Raw genomic sequence first — 24,248 nt, forward strand, 5'->3', positions numbered from 1 at the left:
AAACCGATGATGAAGACGGTTCGAATCAGTTGACGGTGGGGAGAAGTGGAGTATGGTGGTGCGCAGTGGAGGGCCCGGTGCACCAGCGCTGAGCGCTTCACGAGGCACGGGAGGTGGGGCCGGTGTTCCTCGGCACCCATCAACCGCGTCTGGACGACAAGGGACGGCTGTTCCTGCCGGCTAAGTACCGTGAGGAGCTGGCGGAGGGTCTTGTGATCACCAAAGGCCAGGAGCGATGCCTCTACGTCTTTCCCGTGGAGGAGTTCCAGCGCATTACCGAGGCTCTCAGCACCGCCCCGGTCACCGCCAAGGCGGTGCGCGACTACAGCCGCGTCTTCTTCGCCAGTGCGTCCGACGAGAAGCCAGACAAGCAAGGGCGTATCACGATCCCGCAGAGCCTGCGTCAGTACGCGGGTTTGGAGCGTGACTGCGTCGTCATCGGGGCCAACACCCGGCTGGAGATCTGGGACGCGCAGGCCTGGGACACCTATCTCAGCGCGCAGGAGCAGGCGTTCGCCGATCTGTCGGAGGAGGTGCTGCCAGGGATCTTGTAGTGACCACGGTCGATCCGTCGGTGTTGTCGTTCGGCGAGGTCTCCACCCGCAACCACTGCCGGTCAGCTGATGCACCTTCCCCGGTGTCAGATGACAGGCGTCCACGAAGAGGGTGCGGATGGGGACCTGGCCGGGCGGCGCCGGGTGGGGACTCAGAGGTGGCCGACGATCGATCTATACGCGTCATCCGCGGGCAAGGGCGCGAGAGGGGGGTTGGAGATGCAGGACAACGCTGGCACGGGCGGTCACGTTCCGGTGATGCTCGAACGCGTTCTGGAGCTGCTCGGGCCTTCGCTGGCCGGCAGCGAGCCGGTCGTCGTCGACGCCAACCTCGGCCTCGGTGGCCACTCGGAGGCCCTGCTCGCCGCCTATCCTTCACTTCATCTGATCGGGATCGACCGCGACCCTTTCGCGATCGACTTCTCGACCCGCCGGCTGAGCCCGTACGCGGACCGGATCACCCTGGTCCACGCCTCCTCCGGTGACCTGGCCGAGGTGCTCGCCCGCGCGGGGCGCACCACGATCAACGGAGCCCTGTTCGACCTGGGGGTCTCCTCGCCGCAGCTCGACGAGGCGGAGCGCGGGTTCGCCTATTCCTACGACGCGCCGCTCGACATGCGGATGGACACCGACCAGGAGCTGACGGCGGAGCTGGTGGTCAACACCTACTCCGCCCCGGAGCTGATCCGCATTCTGCGCGATTACGGAGAAGAACGATTCGCTCCGCGTGTCGCGGGCCTGATCATCAAGGAACGGGCCAAAGAGGCCATAACCTCGACTAAGCGGCTTGCGGACATCGTGCGTGAGGCGATTCCCGCCGCGACCCGGCGCACCGGGGGAAACCCCGCCAAGAGGACTTTCCAAGCGCTGCGCATCGAGGTGAACGCGGAGCTGTCCGCCCTGGAGGCGGCGTTGCCCGCGGCACTCGACGCGCTGGCGCTGGGTGGGCGAGTCGTCGTGCTCTCGTACCACTCGCTCGAGGACCGGCTCACCAAGCAGGCCCTCACGGCGCGAACCAGGGACACCAGCCCCCCCGGGCTGCCCGTCCCCCTGCCGGCTCACCAGCCGAGGTTCCGCCTCCTGACGAGGGGAGCCGAGCTCCCAAGCGAAGAAGAGCTCGCCCGCAACCCGCGGGCGGCCTCGGCCCGGCTACGGGCGGCAGAGAGGATCCGTGTTGACGACTGAGCAGGAGACCGGCCGGGGAGCGCCCGTCCGCCGCGCGACCCCCAAGACGGGCACGCGCCGGCTCGGGGCGCCGCACCAGTCCAAGCCGCGGCCCCGTCCTGACGTCGAGAGCAAGCTGTCGGCGGCCGAGCGGGCACGCCTCGACCTCGACGGCAAGCGGCCCGGCGCCGAGCGGGAGCGCGCCGACGGCGCCACCCGCGTGCGTCCGGGCACCCGTACGGGCGCCGGCACCGCCGGCAAGCGGATCGCCTCGGTGAGCGCGCAGATCAGGCGGCCGATGGCGCGGCGCCGGCCCGCGCGCAGCCAGCGCGCGCCGTTCGTGCTGCTCGTCGTCGGGCTGCTCTGCGGCGGCCTGGTGAGCCTGCTGCTGCTCAACACCATGCTGGCCAAGGACGCCATCACCGACGCCGACCTGCGCGACGAGATCGCGGTGGCGCGTCAGGAGAAGGAGAAGATCGAGCTGGAATACCAGCTCAAGACGCAGCCCGACGTCCTCGCCACGATGGCCGAGAACCAGGGCGAGCACCGCAACTGGGACAACGTCGACAGCTGGAGCGGCGCGGGCACCGACGGCCAGAGCGGTCAGGCGGACAGGGAACGGTGAGCAACTCAGGCGGCAGGGGGCAGGGACCCGGCCGCGGCGCTGGCGGCGCCGGCTCTCAAGGAGGGCCCGGCGCCGCTCGTCGTACGCCGGGAGGTCCGGGACGGGCGGGGCGGCAGGGCGGCTCCGCACGTTCTGACGGGGGCCGTTCCGACGGGTCGGGCCGCCCGGCGTCGCCGGAGAACCCGCCACGCCAGCCGCGCAAGCGCCCGCCGGACCCGCTCGACCTGCCGTTCGGCCCGGGCGACCCGCCACGGGGCCGTCCGCCGAGCGAGTCCGGCGACGAGCCGCGCGGCCGTTCCCGCCGCGACGACGCCGACCGCGCCGACCCGGGTGAGACCGGCCGTCCCCGCTCCGGCGGCAGCCGCCAGAGCGGCCCCGACCGTGCCCGCCGCGACGGCACCCGCCAGAGCGGCCCGGACCGCGGCCGTTCGGGCGGTTCGGGGCGCGGCCGCTCGCGCGGCGACGCCGCGGACGGCACCCGCAGGCGCCCGCGCGACGAGGACGACCGCCCCCGGAGCGGCACGGGACGGAGTCGCGATGACGACGACCGGCCGAGGGGTGGCGCGGGACGAGGCCGTGACGAGGACGACCGCCCGAGGGGCGGTGCCGGGCGCGGCCGCGATGACGACGACCGCCCGAGGAACAGCGCGGGGCGGGGCCGCGACGAGGGCGACCGGCCCAGAGGGCGCGCTCCCCAGGGACGCGACGAGGCCGACCGGCTCCGCGGGCGCGTCCAGGGCGGCGACGAGCGAGCCCGAGGCCGGCAGGAGGACGACGCGCCGCGCCGCGGCCGGCAGGAGGACGACCTCCGGAGCCGGGCCAGGGAGGACGGCGCGCTGCGGCGTCCCCAGGCGGGTGGCCCGAGGCCGCAGGCCGCCAGGCCGGAGGCGGCACGGGGCAGCGAGCGGGTGGCGGCGCGCCGCGGCGGGGAGGTGCCCCCGCCCAGAGGGCCGCGCCGTCCGCCGCCGCGCCCGCCCAGGCCGCCGCTGGTGCTGCGGCTGGGCAACCCGCGCAGGCGCATCAACATCGGCCTGATCGGCATGACGTTCGTGCTGTCGATCTTCGCCGGGCGGCTGATCCAGATGCAGGGCCTCGACTCCAAGGTGTACGAGGCCGCGGCGGTGGGCCAGCGCACACACACCGAGCAGATCCCCGCCGAGCGCGGCTCGATCACCGACGTCAACGGCCACGGCCTGGCCATCACCGTCGAGGCGCGCGAGCTGTCCATCGACCCGTCCAAGGTCACCCCCCAGACCCGGGCCAAGTGGGCCGCCCTCCTGGCCCAGCAGCTCGGCAAGAGCGAGCAGGAGATCTCCGCCAAGCTGGCCAGGACCAACACCCGCTACCAGCGCCTGGCCACGGACGTCGACCCGGTCGTGGCCACCCGCCTGCAGCAGGCCGGGGTGCCCGCGCTGGCGGCGAAGAAGACCTACCGCAGGCTCTACCCGGCGGGCGACCTGGCGGGCAGCCTCATCGGGTTCGTCGGTGACGAGGGAGCCGGGCTGGGCGGCATCGAGCAGGCCAGGAACACCCTGCTGGCCGGCCAGGACGGCGAGCAGCGCGTCGAGACGGGCCGCGACGGCCTGCGCATCCCGATGACCAGCAGCCAGCACACCGCCCCCGTCAACGGCCAGGACGTGCGGCTGACGATCGACCGCGACATCCAGTGGGCCGCCCAGGAGTCGATCGCCGAGCAGGTCGAGAAGGCCGGCGCCGACAGCGGCACCGTGATCGTCATGGACGTGCAGAGCGCCCAGATCATCGCCATGGCCAACGCCCCCGAGCTCGACCTGAACAACTGGCGCAAGGCCCCCGCGTCCGCGTACGTCAACAAGGCCGCCGCCGACGTGTTCGAGCCCGGCAGCACCAACAAGGTGATCACGGCCGCCGCCGCGATCGAGGCCGGCGCGGTGACGCCCGACACGGTGTTCCAGGTCCCCGACCGGATCAAGTGCGCCGACCAGGTGCTGCGCGACGCGCACCCGCACAAGGCCGAGTCGATGACGTTCCGCCAGGCCGTGGCCGAGTCCAGCAACGTGGCCACGATCATGGCCGCCCGCAAGGTCGGCAGCGAGCGCCTCTTCCGGATGCTGAAGGCGTTCGGGTTCGGCACGCGGCCGGGTGGCGGCGTGCCGAGCGCGGAGGCCGGGCTGCTGCCCGACTACAAGAACTGGTCGGGCAGCCAGAGCTGCACCGTCGCCTACGGGCAGGGCGTTTCGGTGACCGCGCTGCAGATGGCCAGCGTCTACCAGACCATCGCCAACGGCGGCGTCAAGATCGAGCCGCGGATCGTGGCCGGCACGACGGACACGTCCGGCAGGTTCGTTCCCGCTCCCGCAGGTAAGCAGACCAGAGTGGTGAGCGCGACGACGGCGAAGGAGATCACGACGATGCTGGAGACCGCGGTGAGCGCGGAGGGCACGGGAGAGCTCGCGGCCATCCCCGGCTACCGGGTGGCGGGCAAGACGGGCACGGCCAACCGCTACGATGCGAAGCTCGGCCGGTACGAGGGCTACACGGCCTCGTTCGTCGGGTTCGCGCCCGCCGACAAGCCCCGGCTGGTGGTGCTGTCGGTGCTGCAGAACCCGAAGAACGGCCACTTCGGCGGGCAGTTGGCGGCCCCCGTGTTCAAGGATGTGATGACGTTCGCCATCAAGAGCAAGAAGATTCCTCCCACAGGCTCCGCCGCGCCGCCGGTGCGGATGCGCGCGGGACAGTGACCAGGGAAGGTACGCTCTCGCCGTGCGTCCCCCGTCGTCTATGCGTCCTACGACCAGCCCGCCCCGCCCGCTGACCGGGCTCGCGACCATGCTCGACGCCGACTCAGGCACGTCGCGGTCGCCTCATGCCGCCCTGACCGGCGTCACCATCGACTCGCGCGACGTCAGTCGCGGAGATCTCTACGTGGCGTTGCCCGGCAAACAGGCCCACGGAGCCGCCTTCGCCGCCGAGGCGATGGCGAAGGGAGCGGTGGCGGTGCTCACCGACCGCGCCGGCCGCGACGAGGCCGTCGCGACCGGGCTGCCGGTGCTGATCGTGCCCGACCCGCGCGCCCTGCTCGGGCAGATCTCCTCCTGGGTGTACGGGCAGCCGGCCCACGACATCCAGATCCTCGGAGTCACCGGCACCAGCGGCAAGTCCACCACCACGTTCATGATCGAGGCCGGCCTGCGGGCGGCCGGGCACCGGGCCGGCCTGGTGGGCGGCGTCGAGATCCGCGCCGGCGAGGCGCGCTTCCAGCCCACGCTCACCACGCCCGAGGCGCCGCAGCTGCACGGCCTGTTCGCCCTGATGCGCGAGGAAGGCGTCAGCGCGGCCGTCATGGAGGTCTCCAGCCACGCCCTGGCGCTCGGCCGGGTCGACGGGATCTTCTACGACGTCGCCCTGTTCACCAACCTCTCCCAGGACCACCTCGACTTCCATAAGGACTTCGAGGACTACTTCGCGACCAAGGTGCGGCTGTTCCAGCCGGAGCTGAGCCGGGTCGGCGTGACCAACATCGACGACCGCTACGGGCGGGAGCTGCTCGACCTGGCGAAGGTGCCGATGACCACGTACTCGGCGCTGGGCGACCCGGAGGCCGAGTGGCGGGCGCTGGACGCCCGGCTGGGCGCCGACGGCAGCGCGTTCAGGGTCGTGGGGCCCGGCGGGGTCGAGGCGGACGCGCAGATCGCGCTGCCGGGGCCGTTCAACGTCGCCAACGCGCTCGGCTCCATCGTCACGCTCGTCGAGGCCGGGGTGCCACTGCACACCGCCGTGCACGGCGTGGGCACGCTCACCGGGGTTCCGGGGCGCATGCAGCGGATCACGGCCGCGGGAGACGAGTTCCAGGCCGTCGTGGACTACTCCCACAAACCCGGCGCCGTGGAGTCGGTGCTGCGCTCGCTGCGGTCCGTCACGGCGGGCACGCTGACGATCGTGCTCGGCTGCGGCGGCGACCGCGACAAGGGCAAACGGCCCGTCATGGGCGAGCTCGCCGCCCAGCTGGCGGATGTGGCCATTTTCACGAGCGACAATCCGCGCTCGGAGGATCCGCTGGCCATTCTCGTGACGATGATGGAGGGAGCGCTCCGCGTTCCGCAGCACGACCGCGCTCATGTGATCATTGAGCCCGACCGCGCGGCCGCCATCGGCCTGGCGATCGCCCGGGCCGGGCAAGGCGACGTGATCGTCGTGGCCGGCAAGGGTCATGAGCAGGGTCAGTACATTTCAGGCGAAGTGATCCCCTTCGACGACCGTGAGGTGGTCGCGGAGGCGATCGCCGCACGCGAGGAAAGCACGGAAAGCAGGAAGCACTGATGATCCCCTTGCCTCTGGCCAGGATCGCCGAGATAACCTCGGGCGCCCTGACGGGCATGGCCGATCCCCGCGCGGTCGTCCGCGGGCCCGTCGTGATCGACTCGCGGGCCGTAGAACCGGGATCGCTGTTCGTGGCCATCAAGGGCGCGCGCGTCGACGGCCACGACTACGCCGCGCAGGCGATCAGGGCCGGAGCCGTCGCCGTGCTGGCCACCAGGCCGGTCGAGGGACCCGCGGTGATCGTGCCCGACGCCGCCGCCGCGCTGGCCGAGCTGGCCACCGCCCAGGCGGCCGCGCTGCCCAAGGTCACCGTGATCGGCGTGACCGGCTCGGCGGGCAAGACCAGCACCAAGGACCTGCTGGCGCGGCTCACCGCCCGCGTCGGGCCCACGATCGCCCCCGTCGGCAGCTTCAACAACGAGCTCGGACACCCGCTGACCGTGCTGCGGGCCGACCTCGACACCCGCTTCATGGTGCTGGAGCTGGCCGCTCGCAACATCGGCCACATCAAGGACCTGACCCGCATCGCGCCGCCGGAGATCGGCGTGGTGCTCAACGTCGGCACCGCGCACCTCGGCGTCTTCGGCGGCAAGGAGGCCATCGCCAAGGCCAAGGGCGAGCTGGTCGAGGCGCTGCCGCGCACTGGCGTGGCCGTCCTGAACGCCGACGACCCGCTGGTGCGGGCCATGGCCTCGCGCACGGACGCGCGGGTCACGTTCTTCGGCCGGGGCGAGTCCGCCTCCATCCGGGCCGAGGGCGTCACGGTCGACGCCCGCGGGCGGGCCTCCTTCACGCTGCGCACGCCCTCGGGGTCCGCGCCCGTGTCGCTCCAGCTGTTCGGGGAGCACGCCGTCGAGAACGCCCTGGCCGCCGCCGCGGCCGGTTACGAGCTGGGCCTGCCGGTGGCGACCATCGCCGCCGAGCTGTCGCAGGCCACGCCGCTCAGCCGGTGGCGGATGGAGGTCACGGACCGGGCCGACGGGGTGACGGTCGTCAACGACGCGTACAACGCCAATCCCGACTCGATGCGGGCGGCGTTCGCGGCGTTCGAGGTGCTGGGCCGGGGACGGCGGCGCTTCGCCGTCATCGCGGCGCTGCGCGAGCTGGGCGAGGAGGGCCCCGCGCTCAACGCGGAGCTGGGCCGGCTGGCCGGCGGCTCCGGCCTGGCCGGGCTCATCGTGGCCGGCCCCGACGCGGGCCCGGTGCTGGAAGGGGCGAGCGCCGCCGCGGCGGAGGCCCAGGCGGCCGCTCAGGCGGCCCTGGACGCCCAGGCGGCGGCCCACGCCGCGGCCGGGGTCCCGCAGGCGCCCGTCCCTCATCAGGACGCGCCTCAGGGCTGGCACGGGCCTTCCCCCGACCAGGGCTGGCATGGACCTGCCCAGGACCAGGGCTGGCACGGACCCGCTCAGGACCAAGGCTGGCACGGACCCGCTCAGGACCAGGGCTGGCACGGGCCGTCCCCCGAGCAGGGGGTCCCGCAGCCCGGCTGGCAGGCGCCGGACGCCGGTGGCGTACCGCCGCAGGGATGGCAGGCGCCTCCGGCGGGTGGACCCATGCCAGGACAGCCGCCGGTGGGCGGGCCTCCCATGGGCGCGGCTCCCTTCGGCGGAGTGCCCGCCGGCCCGCCCGCGGGCGGGCCTCACCTGGGCGGACCGGTGGCCGGGGCGCCGCCCGGTGGCGGGGCCGCGTATCCTGCGCAGGCGATGCGAATTGTGCACGTGCCCGATGCCGAGGCGGCCGCGGCCGAGCTGGCCGGATGGCTGCGGCCGGGTGACGCGGTGCTGGTGAAGGGACCGAGAGCCATGGGTCTGGAACGGACGGCCGAGCTCGTGCTCGGAGGTGCCGCTCAGTGACCGAAATCATCATCGCCGGTGCGGTGGGCCTGATCCTCTCGATGCTGGGCACCCCGCTGGCGATCCGGCTGTTGTCGCGGCGCGGCTACGGCCAGGAGATCCGTGAGGACGGCGTGCAGGCCCACCTCGGCAAGCGGGGTACCCCCACGATGGGCGGCATCGTGTTCGTGCTGGCCTCGCTGCTCGCCTACGGCGCCTCCCACCTGGCCACCTTCGCCGCGCCCACCGTGTCGGGCATGCTGGTGCTGTTCCTGATGACGGGGCTCGGCGCGGTCGGGTTCCTCGACGACTTCATCAAGATCTACAAGCAGCGCAGCCTCGGCCTCCGCAGCGGCGCCAAGGCGCTCGGCCAGCTCGTCGTCGGCGCGGTCTTCGCGTTCCTGGTGGTCCGCCAGCCGAACATCTACGGCATCACCCCCGCCGAGACCCGGGTGTCGTTCCTGCGGGACATCGGCCCGTCGATCGGCATCGTCGGGTTCACCATCTGGGTGCTCTTCATGATCGTCGGGTTCTCCAACGCGGTGAACCTCACCGACGGCCTCGACGGCCTGGCCAGTGGCGCGACCGGCGTCGTGCTGGCCGCGTACGTGCTGATCGGCAACTGGCAGCTGCGCAACAACTGCATCGACCAGCTCGGCCCCAACTGCTACTGGGTGCGCGACCCGCTCGACCTGGCCGTGGTGGCCGCGGCCGTGCTCGGGGCGCTGATCGGGTTCCTGTGGTGGAACGCCCCGCCCGCCCGCATCTTCATGGGCGACACCGGCTCGCTGGCCCTGGGCGGCGTGCTGGCCGGCCTGGCCATCGCCACCCGCACCCAGCTCCTGCTGATCATCCTGGCCGGCCTGTGCGTGATCATCACCCTGTCGGTCATCATCCAGGTCGGGTTCTTCAAGATGACCGGGAAACGGGTGTTCAGGATGGCGCCGTTGCAGCACCACTTCGAGCTGAAGGGCTGGGCCGAGACCACGATCGTGGTCAGGTTCTGGCTGGTCGCGATGCTCTGCTCGGCCCTCGGGCTCGGGCTGTTCTACGTCGAGTGGATGCCCAAGCCATGAGTGTCACGTGCGTGGCCGGGCTCGGCGTGTCCGGCACCGCCGTGGCACGGGTGCTGGCCGAGCGCGGCGAGCGCGTCGTGGTCGTGGAGGCGGTGGAGGGCGAGCGCCAGCTCGCCGCCGCCGCCGAGCTGGCCGCGGCCGGCGTGGAGACCCGCTTCGGCGCCATGGAGATCCCGGAGGGCGTGACCCGCCTGGTCACCACCGGCTGGGCGCCGCACCACCCGCTGATCGCCGCCGCACTCGAGGCGGGCGTCGAGGTCGTGGGGGAGGTGGAGCTGGCCTGGCGGCTGCGTCCGGCGCAGGCGGCCCCGTGGCTCGCGCTGACCGGCACCAACGGCAAGACCACCGCCGTACGCATGCTGACCTCGATCCTGCTGGCCGCCGGGCACAAGGCCCTGGCCGTCGGGAACGTGGGCGTCCCCGTGGTGCGGGCCGTCGCCGAGCCGTACGACGCGCTGGCCGTCGAGCTGTCCAGCTTCCAGCTCCACTGGTCCAGCACGCTGGCCCCGCACGCCGCGGCCATCCTCAACGTGGCCCCCGACCACCTCGACTGGCACGGCTCCATGGAGGAGTACGCCGCCGCCAAGGGCCGCATCTTCGAGCGGGCCGCGCACGTGATCTACAACGCCGACGATCCCGAGGCCACGAGGCTGGCCGCGCCCTATCCGGGAGCGGTCGGGTTCACGCTGCGGGTGCCCAGGCGCGGCGAGATCGGCGTCGTGGAGGACCTGCTGGTCGACCGGGCGTTCGTGGCCGATCCCGTGGAGGCGGCCGAGGAGCTGGCGACGCTGGAGGACGTCCGGCCCTTCGCACCGCACAACGTGGCCAACGCGCTGGCCGCCGCCGCCCTGGCCCGCTCGCTCGGCGTGCCGTCGGAGGCGGTGCGCCAGGGGCTGCGCGACTTCGTGCCCGACCCTCACCGCCTCGCCCACGTCGACCGGGTCGGCGAGGTCGACTACATCGACGATTCCAAGGCGACCAACCCGCACGCCGCCGCCGCGGCGCTGGCCTCGTACCCCTCGATCGTGTGGGTCGCGGGCGGGCAGCTCAAGGGCGCGGACGTCGACGACCTGGTGCGCCAGGCGGCCCCCAGACTGCGCGGAGCGGTGCTGCTCGGGGCAGATCGGGACAGGATCGCCGAAGCCATCGCGCGACACGCGCCGAATGTCCCCGTCGTGGACATCGCTGATCGGGACACTGGTGCGATGGAAAGAGTCGTCACCGAAGCCGCCCGGCTGGCCTCGCCCGGGGACACCGTGCTGCTCTCCCCGGCGGGGGCCTCGCTCGACATGTTCGCCAACTACCCGGCGCGGGGGGAGGCCTTCGCGCGCGCCGTACGCGGGCTGAGGCTGCGACGTGAGCGCGAGCGCTGAGGAGCCGCGCGCCGTCGAGGGGCCGGGCGGCTGGGCGCGGGAGCAGCTCGGGTCGCTGAAGGAGCTGCTCGACAAGCCGCTGACGACGTACTACCTGATCATCATGTGCAGCGCGCTGCTGCTCGCGCTCGGCCTGATGATGGTGCTGTCGGCCTCCAGCGTCGAGGCGCTGCAGAAGACCGGCAGCCCGTTCTCGTGGTTCTTCAAGCAGTCGCTGTCGGCCGCGGTGGGCCTGCCGGTGATGTGGGCCTGCTCACGGCTGCCGGCCAAGTTCTTCCGCTGGGCCGGCTATCCCATGATGGCGCTGTCGATCCTGGCGCTGGTCATGGTGCTGTTCATCGGCTCGTCCGAGCTGGGCGCGCAGCGGTGGATCTACATCGGCCCGTTCACCCTCCAGCCGTCCGAACCGGCCAAGCTCGGGCTCGTGCTGTGGGGGGCCGACCTGCTGTCCAGGCGGGCGCGGCAGGGCCGCATCGAGTGGCGGCAGCTGCTGATCCCGCTCATGCCCGGCACCGCGATCCTGGCCGTCATGGTCATGCTCGGCCGCGACCTGGGCACCACGCTGGTGCTGTTCATGATCTTCCTGGCGCTGCTGTGGGTGGTGGGGGCGCCGATCAAGCTGTTCGGCGGCATCCTGTCGCTGGCGGTGCTCGCCGCGGTCATCATGATCAAGGTGGAGCCGTACCGGATGGCGCGCATCGGGGCCTATCTCAACCCGTGGGCCGACGCGCAGGGCGACGGATACCAGGCCGTGCAGGGCCAGATCGCGATGGGCTCGGGCAGCTGGTTCGGGCTCGGGCTCGGCAGCAGCCGGCAGAAGTGGAACTGGCTGCCCCACGGCGAGAGCGACTTCATCTTCGCCATCCTCGGCGAGGAGCTCGGGCTGATGGGCACGCTGATGGTGGTGGCGCTGTTCGGGCTGCTCGGGTACGCCGGGCTGCGCGTCGCCGTCCGCGTCAACGACGCCTTCACCAGGCTCGCCGCCGCCGCCATGGTGGCCTGGATCGTCGGGCAGGCGACCGTCAACATGGGCGCCGTGCTCGGCGTCCTGCCGATCACCGGCATCCCCCTGCCGCTGGTCTCGTACGGCGGCTCCTCGTTGCTGCCCACGCTCGCCGCGCTCGGCATGCTGCTGTCGTTCGCCAAACGCGAGCCCGGCGCGAGGGAGGCCTTGAAAGCTCGTGGCCCCGGACCGGCCGCCCGGGCCCTAAGCTGGCTTGGCCTGGGGGGTACGACCAGAGGCCGAGCGACACGTTAGGGAGTGACCGAGATGAGGGTGGTCCTCGCCGGTGGTGGGACGGCCGGGCACATCGAGCCCGCGCTCGCCCTTGCGGACGCGCTGCGCCATCTTGACCGGAGCGTCGGCATCACCTGCATGGGCACCGAGCGCGGTTTGGAGACGAGGCTGGTGCCCGCCAGGGGCTACGAGCTGGCGCTGGTGCCGGCCGTGCCGCTGCCAAGGGCGATCACTCCGAGCCTGCTCACCGTGCCGGGCCGGCTGGCCGGGGCGATCAACGCCGCGGCCGGCATACTCGACCGGGTCCAGGCCGACGTCCTCGTGGGCTTCGGCGGCTACGTCGCGACCCCCGCCTACCTGGCGGCCAAGCGGCGCGGCGTGCCGATCGTCGTGCACGAGGCCAATCCGCGCCCCGGCCTGGCCAACCGGCTGGGAGCCCGGCTCACCGAGCACGTCTTCACCGGCTTCCCCGAGGCCGCGATGCCCAAGGCCGAATACATCGGCACCCCGCTGCGCCGCGAGATCGTCACGCTCGACCGGCTGTCGGCGGGCGACAAGGCGCGCTCCTGGTTCGGGCTGGAGAACGACCGGCCGACGCTGCTGGTCTTCGGCGGCTCGCAGGGCGCCAGGTCGCTCAACCAGGCCGCGCTCGCCGCCGCGCCCGTGCTGCGCAGCGCGGGCGTGCAGGTGCTCCACGTGCTCGGCCCGAACAACACCGTCGACCGCGAGCCGCCGCCGGGCGACCCGCAGTACGTGCTGCTGCCCTACGTCGACCGCATGGACGTCGCCTACGCGGCTGCCGACTTCGCGCTGTGCCGCGCCGGCGCGCTGTCGTGCGCGGAGCTGACCGCGGTGGGGCTGCCGGCCGCGTACGTGCCGCTGCCGCACGGCAACGGCGAGCAGGCCATCAACGCCGGGCGCATCGCCCGGGGCGGCGGCGGCCTGATGGTCGACGACGCCCAACTGACACCCGAATGGATCATCCACAACGTGCTGCCCATCCTCCGTGACCCCGAGCGGGTCGCGGCCATGTCGGAGGCCGCCTCCAGACTTGGCCGGAAGGACGCCGATATCATGCTTGCCCGGAAAGTGTTGGAGATAGCCCGATGAGTCTCGTCAAGCTGGTCGATCCCATTGCCGTAGCGGATCTGGGGCGGGTGCACTTCATCGGCATCGGCGGCGCGGGCATGTCGGGCATCGCCCGCATCCTCCTCAAGCGCGGCGTGCGGGTGTCCGGCAGCGACGCGCGCAGCTCCGAGCTGATCACCGAGCTGCGCGAGCTGGGCGCCACGGTCCACATCGGCCACGCCGCCTCGCACATCAAGGACGTCGACACCGTGGTCGTCTCCACCGCCATCCGTGACTCCAACCCCGAGCTGGGCGAGGCGCTCAAGCAGGGGCTGCGGATCATCCCGCGGGCCGCCGCGCTGGCCTCCGTCATGGCCGGGCGCACCGCCGTGGCCATCGCGGGCACCCACGGCAAGACCACCACCAGCTCGATGCTGACCGTGGCCCTGCAGAAGTGCGGCGCCGACCCGTCCTACTGCGTGGGCGGGCAGCTCGTCACCACCGGGCTCGGCGCCGACGAGGGGCAGGGCCAGGTGTTCGTGGCCGAGGCCGACGAGAGCGACGGCTCCTTCCTCATGCTCGCTCCCGACATCGCCGTGGTGACCAACGTCGAGGCCGACCACCTCGACAACTACGGCGACCCGGGGGCCGTGCACGCCAGCTTCGCCCGCTTCGCCGAGCGGGTGGGCTCGCTGCTGATCGCGTGCGCCGACGACCCGGGCGCGGCCGAGCTGGCGCTCCGGGCGCGCGAGCGGGGGCTGCGGGTCAAGACGTACGGGGCCGAGGGCGAGGACTACCGCGTGAGCGGGATCAGGCCCGACGGGTTCGGCACGGTCTTCGCCATCGAGGGCAGAGGCGAGGTCCGGCTGGCCGTCCCCGGGGCGCACAACGCGCTCAACGCCACCGCGGTGATCGCCGTGGCCGACGAGCTGGGGCTGCCCTTCGAGGAGATCAGAGAGGGGCTGGGGGCTTTCACGGGGGCCAAGCGGCGCTTCGAGGCCAAGGGCGAGGCCGGCGGCATCGCGGTCTTCGACAGCTACGCGCACCACCCGACCGAGCTCACCGCCGACCTGAAGGCCGCCCGCGACGTGGTCGCCTCCTACTCCGGCCACGGCCGGGTCATCGCGATCTTCCAGCCGCACCTCTACTCGCGCACCCGGTTCTTCGCCGACGAGTTCGGCGCGGCGCTCGCGCTGGCCGACGAGGCCATCGTGCTCGACGTCTACGGGGCCCGCGAGGATCCCGAGCCGGGCGTCTCGGGCGCGATGGTGGCCGGGAAGGTGCCGCTGCCTCCGGAGCGGGTCGCGTACGCGCCCGACCGGGCCCTGGTGCCCGCGATGGTGGCCGAGCGGGCGCGGCCCGGCGACATCGTGCTCACCATGGGCGCGGGCGACGTCACGGAGCTCGGTCCCCAGATCGTGGCCCGCCTCTCCTGACACCCCCTGCGGGCTGACGCGCGAGCACCGACGGGAGCGCGGTGCGTCCCGTTGGGGGGCGTTTGGGCGTGGCGCGCGGTGCCGTGGGGCGTGTCGGCGTAGGTTCTGTGCCGACGCTCGGGGGCCGGAAACCCCGGGGGCCGACATGGGGAGGGCGATGAAGGCGAGGACCGCGTTCCTGGGGCTGCTGACGGCGGGAGTGGTGGGCACGGCCGCCTGGCTGGTGTTCTTCTCACCCGTGCTGGGCGTGCGCTCGATCGAGATCGTGGGAAATCTCACAGTGCCGAGCGAGCGCATCAAACAGCAGGCCGGCGTGCCGGACCTCCATCCCCTCGCCACCGTCAACCTCGCCGACGTCGAGACCCGCGTGCTCGGCATCAGACAGCTCGCCAAGGCGAAGGTGGACCGGATCTGGCCGGGCACGCTCAAGATCGAAGTGGTCGAGCGCGAGCCCGTCGCCGCGATCCCCGCGGGCGGCAAGGTGGCGATCGTCGACAAGCAGGGCGTGGTGATCGAGGTCAAGTCCGCGGCGCCGCCCATGCTGCCGGTGCTCAAGGTCGACAACCCCGCCGTCGGTGACCCGGCCATGATGGCGGCGCTGCAGGTCATCCAGGCGGTCCCGGGCGTGCTGGCGCCCAAGGTCCGGGAGGTCCGCGCGGGCACGGCCGAGGGCGTGACCCTGCTGCTGTCCGACGGGCGCACCGTCATCTGGGGCGGCGCCGACCGTCCCAAGGAGAAGGCGCGCATTCTTACATCACTGCTCAAACGAGAAAAAGCCACGGTGTACGACGTCAGCTCCCCGGACGTGGTGACGCTGAAGTGATCAAGACTGGGCAAGTGCGCGGCAACGGCATCGCCCAGCTTGTGCGAGGTGGGGGTCGCGGCGTGAGAGCCTTAAGTCGTACGTCGGGCCAGGAGCCCCCGACCAGGCGCGACTTCGGAGCGAAACGGACAGCCCGCGACACGCCGGACGTGCTTGCGGCGCGGTTAGTTGACCCGCCAGGTAGGGGACTCCTACTGTCCGTATCAATCCTCAGGTTGACATAAATCTAAATCTCAACCTGAGGTTGAGAGTTACCCGAAGTGACAAAAAGCGGAGACAATCCGCACCGAAATGGCAAGTCAACGAGCGGAAAGGCCCCTCGTCGTGGCAGCACCGCAGAACTACCTCGCGGTCATCAAGGTCGTCGGCATCGGCGGCGGCGGAGTCAACGCCGTCAACCGGATGATCGAGGAGGGACTCAAGGGCGTCGAGTTCATCGCGATAAACACCGACGCCCAGGCGCTGCTGATGAGTGACGCCGATGTGAAACTCGACGTGGGCCGTGAGCTCACGCGCGGACTGGGCGCGGGCGCCAACCCCGACGTGGGGCGCAAGGCGGCCGAGGACCACCGCGAGGAGATCGAGGAGGTCCTCAAGGGGGCCGACATGGTCTTCGTCACGGCCGGCGAGGGTGGTGGCACCGGCACGGGCGGCGCGCCCGTCGTGGCCAACATCGCCCGGTCGCTCGGCGCGCTCACCATCGGTGTCGTGACCAGGCCGTTCAGCTTCGAGGGACGGCGCAGGGCCATGCAGGCCGAGGCCGGCATCGAGACGCTGCGCGACGAGGTCGACACGCTGATCGTGATCCCCAACGACCGTCTGCTGTCGATCTCCGACCGGCAGGTGAGCGTGCTCGACGCGTTCAAGGCGGCGGACCAGGTGCTGCTGTCCGGTGTCCAGGGCATCACCGACCTGATCACCACCCCTGGTCTGATCAACCTCGACTTCGCCGACGTCAAGTCGGTCATGTCGGGCGCCGGTTCCGCCCTCATGGGCATCGGCCACGCCCGCGGCGACGACCGTTCGGTGGCCGCGGCCGAGATGGCGGTCTCCAGCCCGCTGCTGGAGGCCAGCATCGACGGCGCCCACGGCGTGCTGCTGTCGATCGCAGGCGGCTCCGACCTCGGTCTGTTCGAGATCAACGAGGCCGCGCAGCTCGTGTCCATGGCGGCCGCGCCGGACGCCAACATCATCTTCGGTACGGTCATCGACGACGCGCTCGGCGACGAGGTCCGCGTGACGGTGATCGCGGCCGGGTTCGACGACGTGCCGCCTCCGGTGGAGAAGCCGCTGCCCCGCCCGGCGAGCCGTCCCGCCGCCCCGCCGGCCGCGCCGCCCGTGTCGTCCCCTGTGCGGCCGAGCGTCGCGTCCCCCAGCGTGAAGTCGGAGCAGCCCGGGCTGCGCCCTGAGCCGCGCGCTGAGGCACGTCCGGAGCCGCGTACGGACTTCCGGCCCGAGCCGCGGGCCGAGTTCCGTCCTGAGCCCCGTCCGGAGCCGCGGGCCGAGTTCAGGGCCGACCCCCGGCCGGAGCCGCGCGCGGAGTTCAGGGCGGATCCCCGCCCGGAGCCCCGTCCCGAGCCGTCGCGCCCGGAGCCGGTGCGCCCGGTGGAGTCGGCGCAGATCCCCGGGTCCGTCGACGACGAGCCGCTGGCCGACGAGCCGTCCGGCCCCGTCTCCATCCCCCGGCCCACGCCCGAGCCCGCCAACCCGCCCACGCCCATCACCTCCCGCATGTCGGAGCCCGCCAAACGTCCTCGGGTGATCTTCGAGGAACAGGAAGAGGAGCTCGACGTCCCCGACTTCCTCAAATAGCCCGGTAGCCTGACGCCGCTCCCCGGCAGGGATCCGGGAGCGGCGCCGTCGTGCGCGAGGCGTACCGCACGGGCGTGTAGTGAAAGGGAGGGCCACGTGAGAAGGGACGAGATCGCGGCCGGGCTCGCCGAGGTCGACACGCGCATCGCGGCGGCCTGCCGCGCGGTGGGTCGTGACCGGGGCGAGGTCACGCTGATCGCCGTCACCAAGACCCGCCCGGCCGCGGACGTGCGCATTCTGGCCGAGCTGGGCGTGCGCGACGTCGGCGAGAACCGGGACCAGGAGGCCGCGCCCAAGGCGCACGAGCTTGAGGACCTGGCGCTGACCTGGCATTTCGTCGGCCAGCTCCAGACGAACAAGGTCCGCTCGGTCGTCGCGTACGCCGACGTGATCCACTCCGTCGACCGGCTCCGGCTGGTGGAGGCGATCAGCAAGGAGGCGGTCCGCCAGGGCCGCAGGGTCGGCTGTCTCATCCAGGTCGCGCTCGACGACGACCCCGAAAGGGGCGGCGCCCGCGCCGCGGACGTGCTGGAGCTGGCCGACGAGGTGGCGCTGGCCGAGGGGCTGTGGCTGGGCGGCATCATGGCCGTGGCGCCGCTGGGGGAGGAGCCCGCCAAGGCGTTCGCCAGGTTGCGTGACGTGGCCACGCGCCTGGAGGAGCAGCACCCGCGCGCCACGATGATTTCGGCCGGTATGAGCGAGGACCTCGCCGAAGCCATCGCGTACGGCGCGACACACGTGCGGGTCGGTACGGCGTTGCTCGGTCGTCGCAAGCCCTTCGTCAGGTAATGTCCCCTCAAGTGGGTCTTCAGGCCCATGACCAAGTAGAGGTCGATCAGCGGTGAGCTCCAAGGGGGTACGGCTACCGCCTCGGGATCCGGTGTCGGGCTCGAGCGAGTGCGACCGTGAGCAGGAGGACGACGTAGCGATGGCCGGCGCGATGCGCAAGATGGCGGTCTACCTCGGTCTCGTGGAGGACGACCGCTACGAGAGGTACGAAACCTACCCGGACGACTACGCCTACGAGGACGAGGTGCAGCGGCCCGGCGACGAGCGGCCCGTAGCCGTCCAGGAACGCGACGAGGAGCCCGAGGCGGGGGTGCCCGCGCCCAGGCCCGCCACGACGATCCTGGAGCGCCGCACGACCGATCTGGCCCGCATCACGACACTCCACCCCCGGACGTACAACGAGGCGCGTACCATCGGAGAGCACTTCCGAGACGGCACCCCGGTCATCATGAACCTGACGGAGATGGTTGACAGTGACGCCAAGCGTCTAGTCGATTTCGCGGCAGGTCTGGTCTTTGGCCTACATGGCAGCATTGAACGTGTTACCAACAAGGTGTTCCTGTTGTCCCCTGCCAATGTCGAGGTGACCGCCGAGGACAAGGCCCGAATCGCGGAACGCGGGTTCTTCAATCAGAGTTAGAGTCTCTGTATGTCTATCGCACCCAACCGGGTCTCGCCGAGACCGGGAGGGCACATCGGGAGTGGAGGCGCGGCCGGGCCGTGGGGATCGTAAGCCAGATCTTGGTCGTAGTCCTGTCTCTCTACCTGGTGCTGCTCATCGGCAGAATGATCTTCGAGACGGTGCAGGCTTTCGCCCGTCAGTGGCGCCCCTCCGGCATCGTCCTGGTGCTGGCCGAAGCCACTTACACCGCAACCGACCCACCTCTCAAGTTCCTCCGCCGTTTCATTCCCCCGCTCCGGTTGGGTACGGTGGCCTTTGACCTAAGCTTCACTGTCCTGTTCATCGCCGTGCTGCTGCTGATCCAGATCGTGGGGATGCTGCGATGACGGGGGCGGTGTGGCGCAGGTCGTGATCCAACTCGTGTCCGCGCTGAAGTGATTCGGGTTACCGTCCCTCCGGACAGACTCCAAAGCGCGCCAAGGAGACCAAAAAATGCCGCTGACGCCCGCTGATGTGCGGAACAAGCAGTTCAGTACCACCCGGCTGCGGCCGGGCTACGACGAGGAAGAGGTCGACGCCTTCCTCGACGAGGTGGAGGCTGAGCTCGACCGTCTGATCCAAGAGAACGAAGAGCTCCGCGCCAAGCTGGCCGAGTGCCTGCGGGGGAAGGTGCCGGGCGGCATGAACATGCCCATGGCCTCCGCCCCGGTCCAGGAGCAGCCCAAGCCCGAGATGATGGCTCCGCCGCCCCAGCCGGAGCCCATGCGCGCCCCCGAGCCGCCGCCTGTGCAGCAGCCGGTCCCCGTCATGAACATGCCTCCCGCCGAGGACAACATGGACACGGCGGCCCGCGTGCTCGCCCTCGCCCAGCAGACCGCCGACCAGGCGATCTCCGACGCCCGCCGGGAGGCGGACGAGACGGTCACCCGCGCCCGCCGCGAGGCCGACGAGATCCTCACCAAGGCACGCCGCCAGGCCGAGCAGGTCATCGGCGACGCCCGCGCCCGCGCCGAGACGCTCGAGCGCGACGCGCAGGAGCGCCACCGTCAGGCGATGGGCTCGCTGGTGCAGACCCGCGACGAGCTCGAGCGCAAGGTCGAGGAGCTGCGCAGCTTCGAGCGCGAATACCGCAGCAGGCTCAAGCTCTACCTGGAAAACCAGCTCGCCGAGCTCAACGTCTCCGCTGAGGGCAGCGGTGGGTTCCCGGTGATGTCCGGTGGTCCGGCGGGTCAGGCTCCCGCGATGTCGCACGCCGTGTCGCAGGGCCAGCCTCCGCTTCCCGGTGGTCCCAGCCCGTTCGGCGGCGAGGCTCCCCAGGGTGTCTTCCCCGGCGGTGACGGTCCCCACAACGACCGCCGGTAAAGTAGCGGGTCACTAGGACCTGTCACTCGAAAGAGCCCCCTGTGATCCTTATCAGTGCTGGTTTGGTGCTCGCGGCGGTCGTGTTGCTGATCGCGGGCTTCGTACTGGCTAAGCCGTTCCTGATCATGTGGTCCATCGTGGTCAGCGTGCTGTCCGCGCTGTTCCTCGTGATCGGGGCGTTCCTGCGGCGAAACGAGCTTTTTCCCGGTGGTGGGCAGGCCGCTGCGCCGGCCACCCCCCCGAAAGGGCTCATGCCGCCGGGCCCCGGCTCGCCGTACAGTCAGACCGGCCCCATGGGTCACCAGCCCCCACCGCGACCCCATCCGCATCCGCAGACACCGCAGCGGACGGCGACCGTTCCCGCCGCCGCACCCCGCCGCCCCGCGGCGAGCGGCATCTCGCCGGATGCGATCGTGTTGGTGATCCCCGGACGCAAGCGCTACCACGTGTCCGGCTGCCGACAGCTGAGCGGCCGGGACACCGAGGAGCTCACGTACGAGGAGGCACGCGAGGAGGGCTTCACGCCCTGCACGGCGTGCCTGCCTGACGCCGCGCTCGGCGGACGGCAGCTGCCGCCTGCCGCCGACCCCGAGCCCGTCGTCGCCCCCGGCACCGCCGTCACGGCGGCGAGCCGGGCGGAAGACGCCGCGGAGACCCGCGACGTACGTCCGCCGGTCGCCCCGCCGAAGCCTGCCGCGAAGGCTTCCACCCCCGACCCGGAGCCCGCCTCCCGCGAGGAAGGCGCCACCGCGTGGTTCGGCCGCCCGTCCACCTCCTCCGCCGCCGAATCGGATGACGATCAGGCGGACGCGGAGACTTCATATTTCCGGCCGCCGCCTTCCGCGCGCAGGCCCGGCTCGCCCTCCGCCACTCCGGAAGGTCCCGCCACGGGAGCCCCCGGCAAGGCCGGAGCACCCGCGGCCAAGCCTTCGCAGCGCACCGGCTCACCGGAACAGCCCGGCCCCAAGCCCGGCGGTTCCACGGACGCACCCCGTCCGTCCGGCACCAAGCCCGGCCAGCCCGGCCAGTCCACCGGCTCGCCCGAGCAACCCGGCACCAAGCCCGGCCGGCCTGGCGACAAGCCGGGGCAGACCGGCGGCCCGTCGTCGAAGCCGGGATCGACCGGTGCCCGGCTGGGACAGCCCGCCGGTGAGACCCCTTCGAAGGCGACCGACGAGGACGATTCCTCGGGACCCGCCACGGCACCGCAGCCGCGCGTGACCTCTTCCGGGACGCCGGTCCGCCCTGGGCCCTCGGGTGGGGCCTCCGGGCCGTCACAGCGTCCTTCCGGGGCCGCCAAGACGCCTGCTGCGGCGGGAGAGAGCGCGACGGTGCCGGAGCGGCCCGCGTCCTCCGCCGAGTCGGAGGCCAAGCCCAAGGGCCCGCTGCCCCCAGGCCCCGGCGCGAGCGCCGGACGCCCTTCCGGCCCGAGCCCGGCCACCAAGCCTTCGACAACGGAAAAGTCCGGCCCCGACCGCCCGTCGGCCTCCGATCGGCCATCTGCCTCAGACCGCCCGTCAGCCTCGGATCGGCCGTCTGCCTCTGACCGCCCGTCCGCGTCTGGGCGGCCCTCTGCGGCGAGTGGCCCGGCCAAGGCGGGTACGTCCGGCGGCGCCAGCCCGAAGCCCGGGACCTCCGGCACCGGCGGGCCTGCCGGCTCGGGGGCGAAGTCCGGCACACCCAGTACGGGCTCCAAGGACGACGCCACTTCCACCAAGCCAGATGTCTTCAAGGGCGAGGGGAGCGGCTCGACGCCCAAGCCCGGCACCCCGGCTGCGACCGCCAAGCCTGAGGCCTCCAGCTCCGCCAAAGCCACTGACAAGTCCACCGGCTCCTCGGGCGGCGCTGAGGGCAAGGACGAGCGTTCCGGCACGGTGAAGGTCATCATCGGCACCCGCCGCTACCACAGCACCGCGTGCCCGTTGATCAGGGGCGCGGGGGAGTCGGGCGTGGAGACGATGACGCTCGCCGCGGCGGAGGCGGCCGGGCTGACGAGCTGCTCGGTGTGCCAGCACGACCGCGAGACGGTCAGCTGAGAGCCCGCTGACCGACGTTCCTGGTCAGGCCGCACCGGCTACTCGGCAACGGGTGCTCGACGTGATCTCGGTTACCGGCGCGAGCCAGGAAGACGGGCAGTACCGACTCGGCCGGGCTGGTGTTGCCTGAGATCACGCCGTCCTATTTCGCGGGACTGACCCAACAGATCACCGACGCGGCTCGCCGGCACCAGCTGAGCGTGAACGTGGCGACGTCCAACGGCGATGTGGAGGTCGAGCGGGAGCACGTCGCCGAGCTTGCGCGACGACGGGTAAGCGGTGTGATCCTGATCAGCGTGGAGCCGTTCCAATTCCTCCTGGGCCGCAGCCGTCGGGGTGCCCATGCTGGTGCTGGATCGCCCCTTCGCCGTCGAGGAAGGCGCGGCGGCCGCCTCCCACCTGGCCGGGCATGGCCGCCGGAGAATCACTCGTGTGTCGGGGTGCGCCGCGATACTCCTTCATCCAGCAGCGCGTGCTCGGGGTCACGCGCGCGCTTGGTGAACGCGGCATCGACGGGGACGACCCGCAGATGCTGATCTACGTCGAGGCCACCGAGCAGGGCGGCTATCTCGGGGCGCGGCAGGTACTGGCACTGCGGCCCAGGCCGGACGGCGTCATCATCGACAACCCGCGCCAGGCGAGCGATGGGCTTCCTCCGGGGCGCGGCCGACCTCGGTGTATCCGTCCTCGGCGGCACTGGCGGCACTGGCGGCACTGGCGGCACTGGCGGCACTGGCGGCACTGGCGGCGCGGTCTTCTTTACGCTCGATCATCCCCGGGCGGCGTGTCGGACGTTGGAGTTCCTCCTCGGCGTGGCGCGGCCGCGCTGACGCCTTCGCGACCTTTGGCCGGCTCGTACCGCCTTCGGCGCAAACCGCCCTCACCTGCGCCGACGCCTCCTCCTGCAAGGCGCTCCCGGAAGGTCATTGGCGGGGTCGAGCACTCGTGTAAGCGCGGCGCCGATGATTCGAATCCCCTCCGTGGTCCGTGCTCGCCGCGTGCGCGGCATGGTCCGCTACTCCGTGCTACCGTGTACTGGTACTCGGTAGCACCGAGTACCAGGGGAAGGCGGAAGAGGACCCACGATGGACGGCCTGACAGAGATGCTGAAGGGCACGCTTGAGGGCTGCGTGCTGGAAATCATCGGCAGCGAGGAGACCTACGGGTACGCCATCACGCGTCGGCTGAACGAGCTGGGCTTCGCCGACGTCGTCGAGGGGACGGTTTACACCATCCTGTTGCGGCTGGAGAAGAACGGGCTCGTCCAGGTGACGAAACGACCGTCCGGCCTGGGTCCGCCGCGCAAGTTCTATGAGCTCAACGACGCGGGGCGCGAAGAACTCGCGACGTTCTGGGCGAAATGGGAGTACATCACATCGCGGATCGACAAGCTCAAGGAGGGCGGGAGATGAACTTCTGGGAGACCATGACAGGCAGCGATCTCACCAGGGAATGGAAGGCGTTCGAAGCTCGGGCCGAGGCATTGCCGGCCGACTACCGGGCGGCGTGGGAAGAGATCAAGGGTCATCTTTTTCCCTACGGGGACTTCACAGGTCGGAACCTGATGCCGATTCTCGACGGCGCTCTGGGGCTGCTCGAAGGGACGGCGGCCGATGGGCGGAGCATTCACGAGGTGCTGGGGGACGACATCGGGGGCTTCTGCGCGGCGCTGGCAGGCGGAAAAGGGGCCCGGAGCCATCGCGACAGGTGGCGCGAGCAGTTGAACAGGAACGTCGCAAGGAAACTGGGCCGGCTAGGAGGCTGACGTGGGCATCCAGGACATCATCGAGGGCAAGAAGCAGTGGCGGGCGCACGTGGCGCGGGTCAAGGCGCTCCCGCCGGACTACCAGATCGTCTACAAGGAGATTCAGAGGTACTTCTTCAAGGTTGGACCGATCGACTTGCTTGACGGGCCCCTGCTCTCAGGGATCGTCGACTTCTTCGAGGAGGGTGTCGCGGCCGGCAAGGGAGTCCTGGAACTCATCGGCGACGACGTCGCTGCCTTCTGCGACGACCTGATCAAGGACTCGCGCACCTTCGCGGACATCTATCAGGAGTCCATCAGCGGGGAATCCGGCACGGCCGAGAAGTAGCACCCGTCGACCCGGCCTTGAACACGAGCTGCTCGGTCGGTGCCTCC

22 protein-coding genes are annotated in these 24,248 nt (G+C 71.5%); all 22 read left to right on the forward strand.

The features are described 5' to 3' along the window. Positions 1-122: 122 nt before the first annotated feature. The 22 genes from mraZ (at position 123) to ABZX61_RS05510 (ending at position 24,201) form a co-directional block, all read left to right on the forward strand. Entirely contained in the window at positions 123-554 is a 432-nt protein-coding gene (mraZ, locus tag ABZX61_RS05405) for a division/cell wall cluster transcriptional repressor MraZ (protein ID WP_090930667.1), read from the forward strand. 219 nt (positions 555-773) lie between these two features. Continuing rightward, positions 774-1,739 (forward strand): 16S rRNA (cytosine(1402)-N(4))-methyltransferase RsmH, encoded by a 966-nt coding sequence (gene rsmH, locus ABZX61_RS05410; protein ID WP_355191723.1) that lies wholly within the window; start codon positions 774-776, stop codon positions 1,737-1,739. Continuing rightward, positions 1,729-2,343, forward strand: a complete 615-nt coding sequence (locus ABZX61_RS05415) for a hypothetical protein (protein WP_350729160.1) — start codon at positions 1,729-1,731, stop codon at positions 2,341-2,343. Before rsmH ends, ABZX61_RS05415 begins: the two co-directional genes overlap by 11 nt. Then, the gene (locus ABZX61_RS05420; protein ID WP_355191725.1) at positions 2,340-5,063 is read left to right on the forward strand and encodes a penicillin-binding transpeptidase domain-containing protein; all 2,724 of its coding nucleotides are present in this window, start codon (positions 2,340-2,342) and stop codon (positions 5,061-5,063) included. The genes ABZX61_RS05415 and ABZX61_RS05420 overlap by 4 nt, the downstream gene beginning before the upstream one ends. A 40-nt stretch (positions 5,064-5,103) precedes the next feature. Continuing rightward, a complete protein-coding gene (locus ABZX61_RS05425; protein ID WP_355191727.1) occupies positions 5,104-6,642 on the forward strand; it encodes a UDP-N-acetylmuramoyl-L-alanyl-D-glutamate--2,6-diaminopimelate ligase in 1,539 nt (512 codons plus the stop codon). Continuing rightward, positions 6,642-8,495: a UDP-N-acetylmuramoyl-tripeptide--D-alanyl-D-alanine ligase gene (gene murF, locus ABZX61_RS05430; RefSeq protein ID WP_355191729.1), complete on the forward strand. Its 1,854-nt coding sequence runs from the start codon at positions 6,642-6,644 to the stop codon at positions 8,493-8,495. Before ABZX61_RS05425 ends, murF begins: the two co-directional genes overlap by 1 nt. Beyond that, positions 8,492-9,550 (forward strand): phospho-N-acetylmuramoyl-pentapeptide-transferase, encoded by a 1,059-nt coding sequence (mraY, locus tag ABZX61_RS05435; protein WP_350729166.1) that lies wholly within the window; start codon positions 8,492-8,494, stop codon positions 9,548-9,550. The genes murF and mraY overlap by 4 nt, the downstream gene beginning before the upstream one ends. Then, the gene (gene murD, locus ABZX61_RS05440) at positions 9,547-10,923 is read left to right on the forward strand and encodes a UDP-N-acetylmuramoyl-L-alanine--D-glutamate ligase (RefSeq protein WP_355191731.1); all 1,377 of its coding nucleotides are present in this window, start codon (positions 9,547-9,549) and stop codon (positions 10,921-10,923) included. Before mraY ends, murD begins: the two co-directional genes overlap by 4 nt. After that, the gene (gene ftsW, locus ABZX61_RS05445) at positions 10,907-12,181 is read left to right on the forward strand and encodes a putative lipid II flippase FtsW (RefSeq protein ID WP_350729169.1); all 1,275 of its coding nucleotides are present in this window, start codon (positions 10,907-10,909) and stop codon (positions 12,179-12,181) included. Before murD ends, ftsW begins: the two co-directional genes overlap by 17 nt. 12 nt (positions 12,182-12,193) lie before the next feature. Next, entirely contained in the window at positions 12,194-13,270 is a 1,077-nt protein-coding gene (gene murG / locus ABZX61_RS05450; protein ID WP_350729170.1) for an undecaprenyldiphospho-muramoylpentapeptide beta-N-acetylglucosaminyltransferase, read from the forward strand. Then, positions 13,267-14,664: a UDP-N-acetylmuramate--L-alanine ligase gene (murC, locus tag ABZX61_RS05455; protein WP_355191734.1), complete on the forward strand. Its 1,398-nt coding sequence runs from the start codon at positions 13,267-13,269 to the stop codon at positions 14,662-14,664. Before murG ends, murC begins: the two co-directional genes overlap by 4 nt. Positions 14,665-14,821: 157 nt before the next feature. Then, positions 14,822-15,487, forward strand: coding sequence for an FtsQ-type POTRA domain-containing protein (locus ABZX61_RS05460; RefSeq protein WP_350729174.1), 666 nt, complete (start codon positions 14,822-14,824; stop codon positions 15,485-15,487). A 324-nt stretch (positions 15,488-15,811) separates the two neighbouring features. Then, positions 15,812-17,299 carry a cell division protein FtsZ gene (ftsZ, locus tag ABZX61_RS05465; protein WP_355191736.1) on the forward strand — a complete coding sequence of 496 codons (1,488 nt, stop codon included), beginning with the start codon at positions 15,812-15,814 and terminating at the stop codon, positions 17,297-17,299. Positions 17,300-17,395: 96 nt separating this feature from the next. Continuing rightward, on the forward strand, positions 17,396-18,088 hold the full coding sequence (locus tag ABZX61_RS05470) for a YggS family pyridoxal phosphate-dependent enzyme (RefSeq protein WP_355191738.1): 693 nt from the start codon (positions 17,396-17,398) through the stop codon (positions 18,086-18,088). Between the two features lie 139 nt (positions 18,089-18,227). Beyond that, a complete protein-coding gene (gene sepF, locus ABZX61_RS05475; protein ID WP_350729179.1) occupies positions 18,228-18,728 on the forward strand; it encodes a cell division protein SepF in 501 nt (166 codons plus the stop codon). An 80-nt stretch (positions 18,729-18,808) separates the two neighbouring features. Next, complete coding sequence (locus tag ABZX61_RS05480; protein WP_350729181.1) at positions 18,809-19,096, forward strand: YggT family protein; 288 nt, start codon at positions 18,809-18,811, stop codon at positions 19,094-19,096. Between the two features lie 106 nt (positions 19,097-19,202). Further along, on the forward strand, positions 19,203-20,072 hold the full coding sequence (locus ABZX61_RS05485) for a DivIVA domain-containing protein (protein ID WP_350729183.1): 870 nt from the start codon (positions 19,203-19,205) through the stop codon (positions 20,070-20,072). Between the two features lie 41 nt (positions 20,073-20,113). Beyond that, positions 20,114-22,108, forward strand: a complete 1,995-nt coding sequence (locus ABZX61_RS05490; protein ID WP_355191741.1) for a hypothetical protein — start codon at positions 20,114-20,116, stop codon at positions 22,106-22,108. 116 nt (positions 22,109-22,224) lie between these two features. Then, the gene (locus ABZX61_RS05495; RefSeq protein WP_355192692.1) at positions 22,225-22,644 is read left to right on the forward strand and encodes a hypothetical protein; all 420 of its coding nucleotides are present in this window, start codon (positions 22,225-22,227) and stop codon (positions 22,642-22,644) included. A gap of 549 nt (positions 22,645-23,193) precedes the next feature. Continuing rightward, positions 23,194-23,520 carry a PadR family transcriptional regulator gene (locus tag ABZX61_RS05500; protein WP_350729188.1) on the forward strand — a complete coding sequence of 109 codons (327 nt, stop codon included), beginning with the start codon at positions 23,194-23,196 and terminating at the stop codon, positions 23,518-23,520. Beyond that, positions 23,517-23,873, forward strand: coding sequence for a DUF1048 domain-containing protein (locus ABZX61_RS05505; protein WP_355191743.1), 357 nt, complete (start codon positions 23,517-23,519; stop codon positions 23,871-23,873). The genes ABZX61_RS05500 and ABZX61_RS05505 overlap by 4 nt, the downstream gene beginning before the upstream one ends. 1 nt (position 23,874) lies before the next feature. Then, positions 23,875-24,201, forward strand: coding sequence for a DUF1048 domain-containing protein (locus tag ABZX61_RS05510; RefSeq protein WP_355191745.1), 327 nt, complete (start codon positions 23,875-23,877; stop codon positions 24,199-24,201). Positions 24,202-24,248: the final 47 nt, after the last annotated feature.

The sequence above is a fragment of the Nonomuraea sp. NPDC003709 genome, assembly GCF_040610775.1.
Lineage (GTDB): Bacteria > Actinomycetota > Actinomycetes > Streptosporangiales > Streptosporangiaceae > Nonomuraea > Nonomuraea angiospora_A.

Bases quoted from the DNA above. Each gene is read 5' to 3' on its own strand.
- rsmH (WP_355191723.1), top strand. From the start codon at position 774: ATGCAGGACAACGCTGGCACGGGCGGTCACGTTCCGGTGATGCTCGAA.
- ABZX61_RS05425 (WP_355191727.1), top strand. From the start codon at position 5,104: ATGCGTCCTACGACCAGCCCGCCCCGCCCGCTGACCGGGCTCGCGACC.
- murF (WP_355191729.1), top strand. From the start codon at position 6,642: ATGATCCCCTTGCCTCTGGCCAGGATCGCCGAGATAACCTCGGGCGCC.
- murD (WP_355191731.1), top strand. From the start codon at position 9,547: ATGAGTGTCACGTGCGTGGCCGGGCTCGGCGTGTCCGGCACCGCCGTG.
- murG (WP_350729170.1), top strand. From the start codon at position 12,194: ATGAGGGTGGTCCTCGCCGGTGGTGGGACGGCCGGGCACATCGAGCCC.
- murC (WP_355191734.1), top strand. From the start codon at position 13,267: ATGAGTCTCGTCAAGCTGGTCGATCCCATTGCCGTAGCGGATCTGGGG.
- ABZX61_RS05460 (WP_350729174.1), top strand. From the start codon at position 14,822: ATGAAGGCGAGGACCGCGTTCCTGGGGCTGCTGACGGCGGGAGTGGTG.
- sepF (WP_350729179.1), top strand. From the start codon at position 18,228: ATGGCCGGCGCGATGCGCAAGATGGCGGTCTACCTCGGTCTCGTGGAG.
- ABZX61_RS05485 (WP_350729183.1), top strand. From the start codon at position 19,203: ATGCCGCTGACGCCCGCTGATGTGCGGAACAAGCAGTTCAGTACCACC.
- ABZX61_RS05500 (WP_350729188.1), top strand. From the start codon at position 23,194: ATGGACGGCCTGACAGAGATGCTGAAGGGCACGCTTGAGGGCTGCGTG.
- ABZX61_RS05505 (WP_355191743.1), top strand. From the start codon at position 23,517: ATGAACTTCTGGGAGACCATGACAGGCAGCGATCTCACCAGGGAATGG.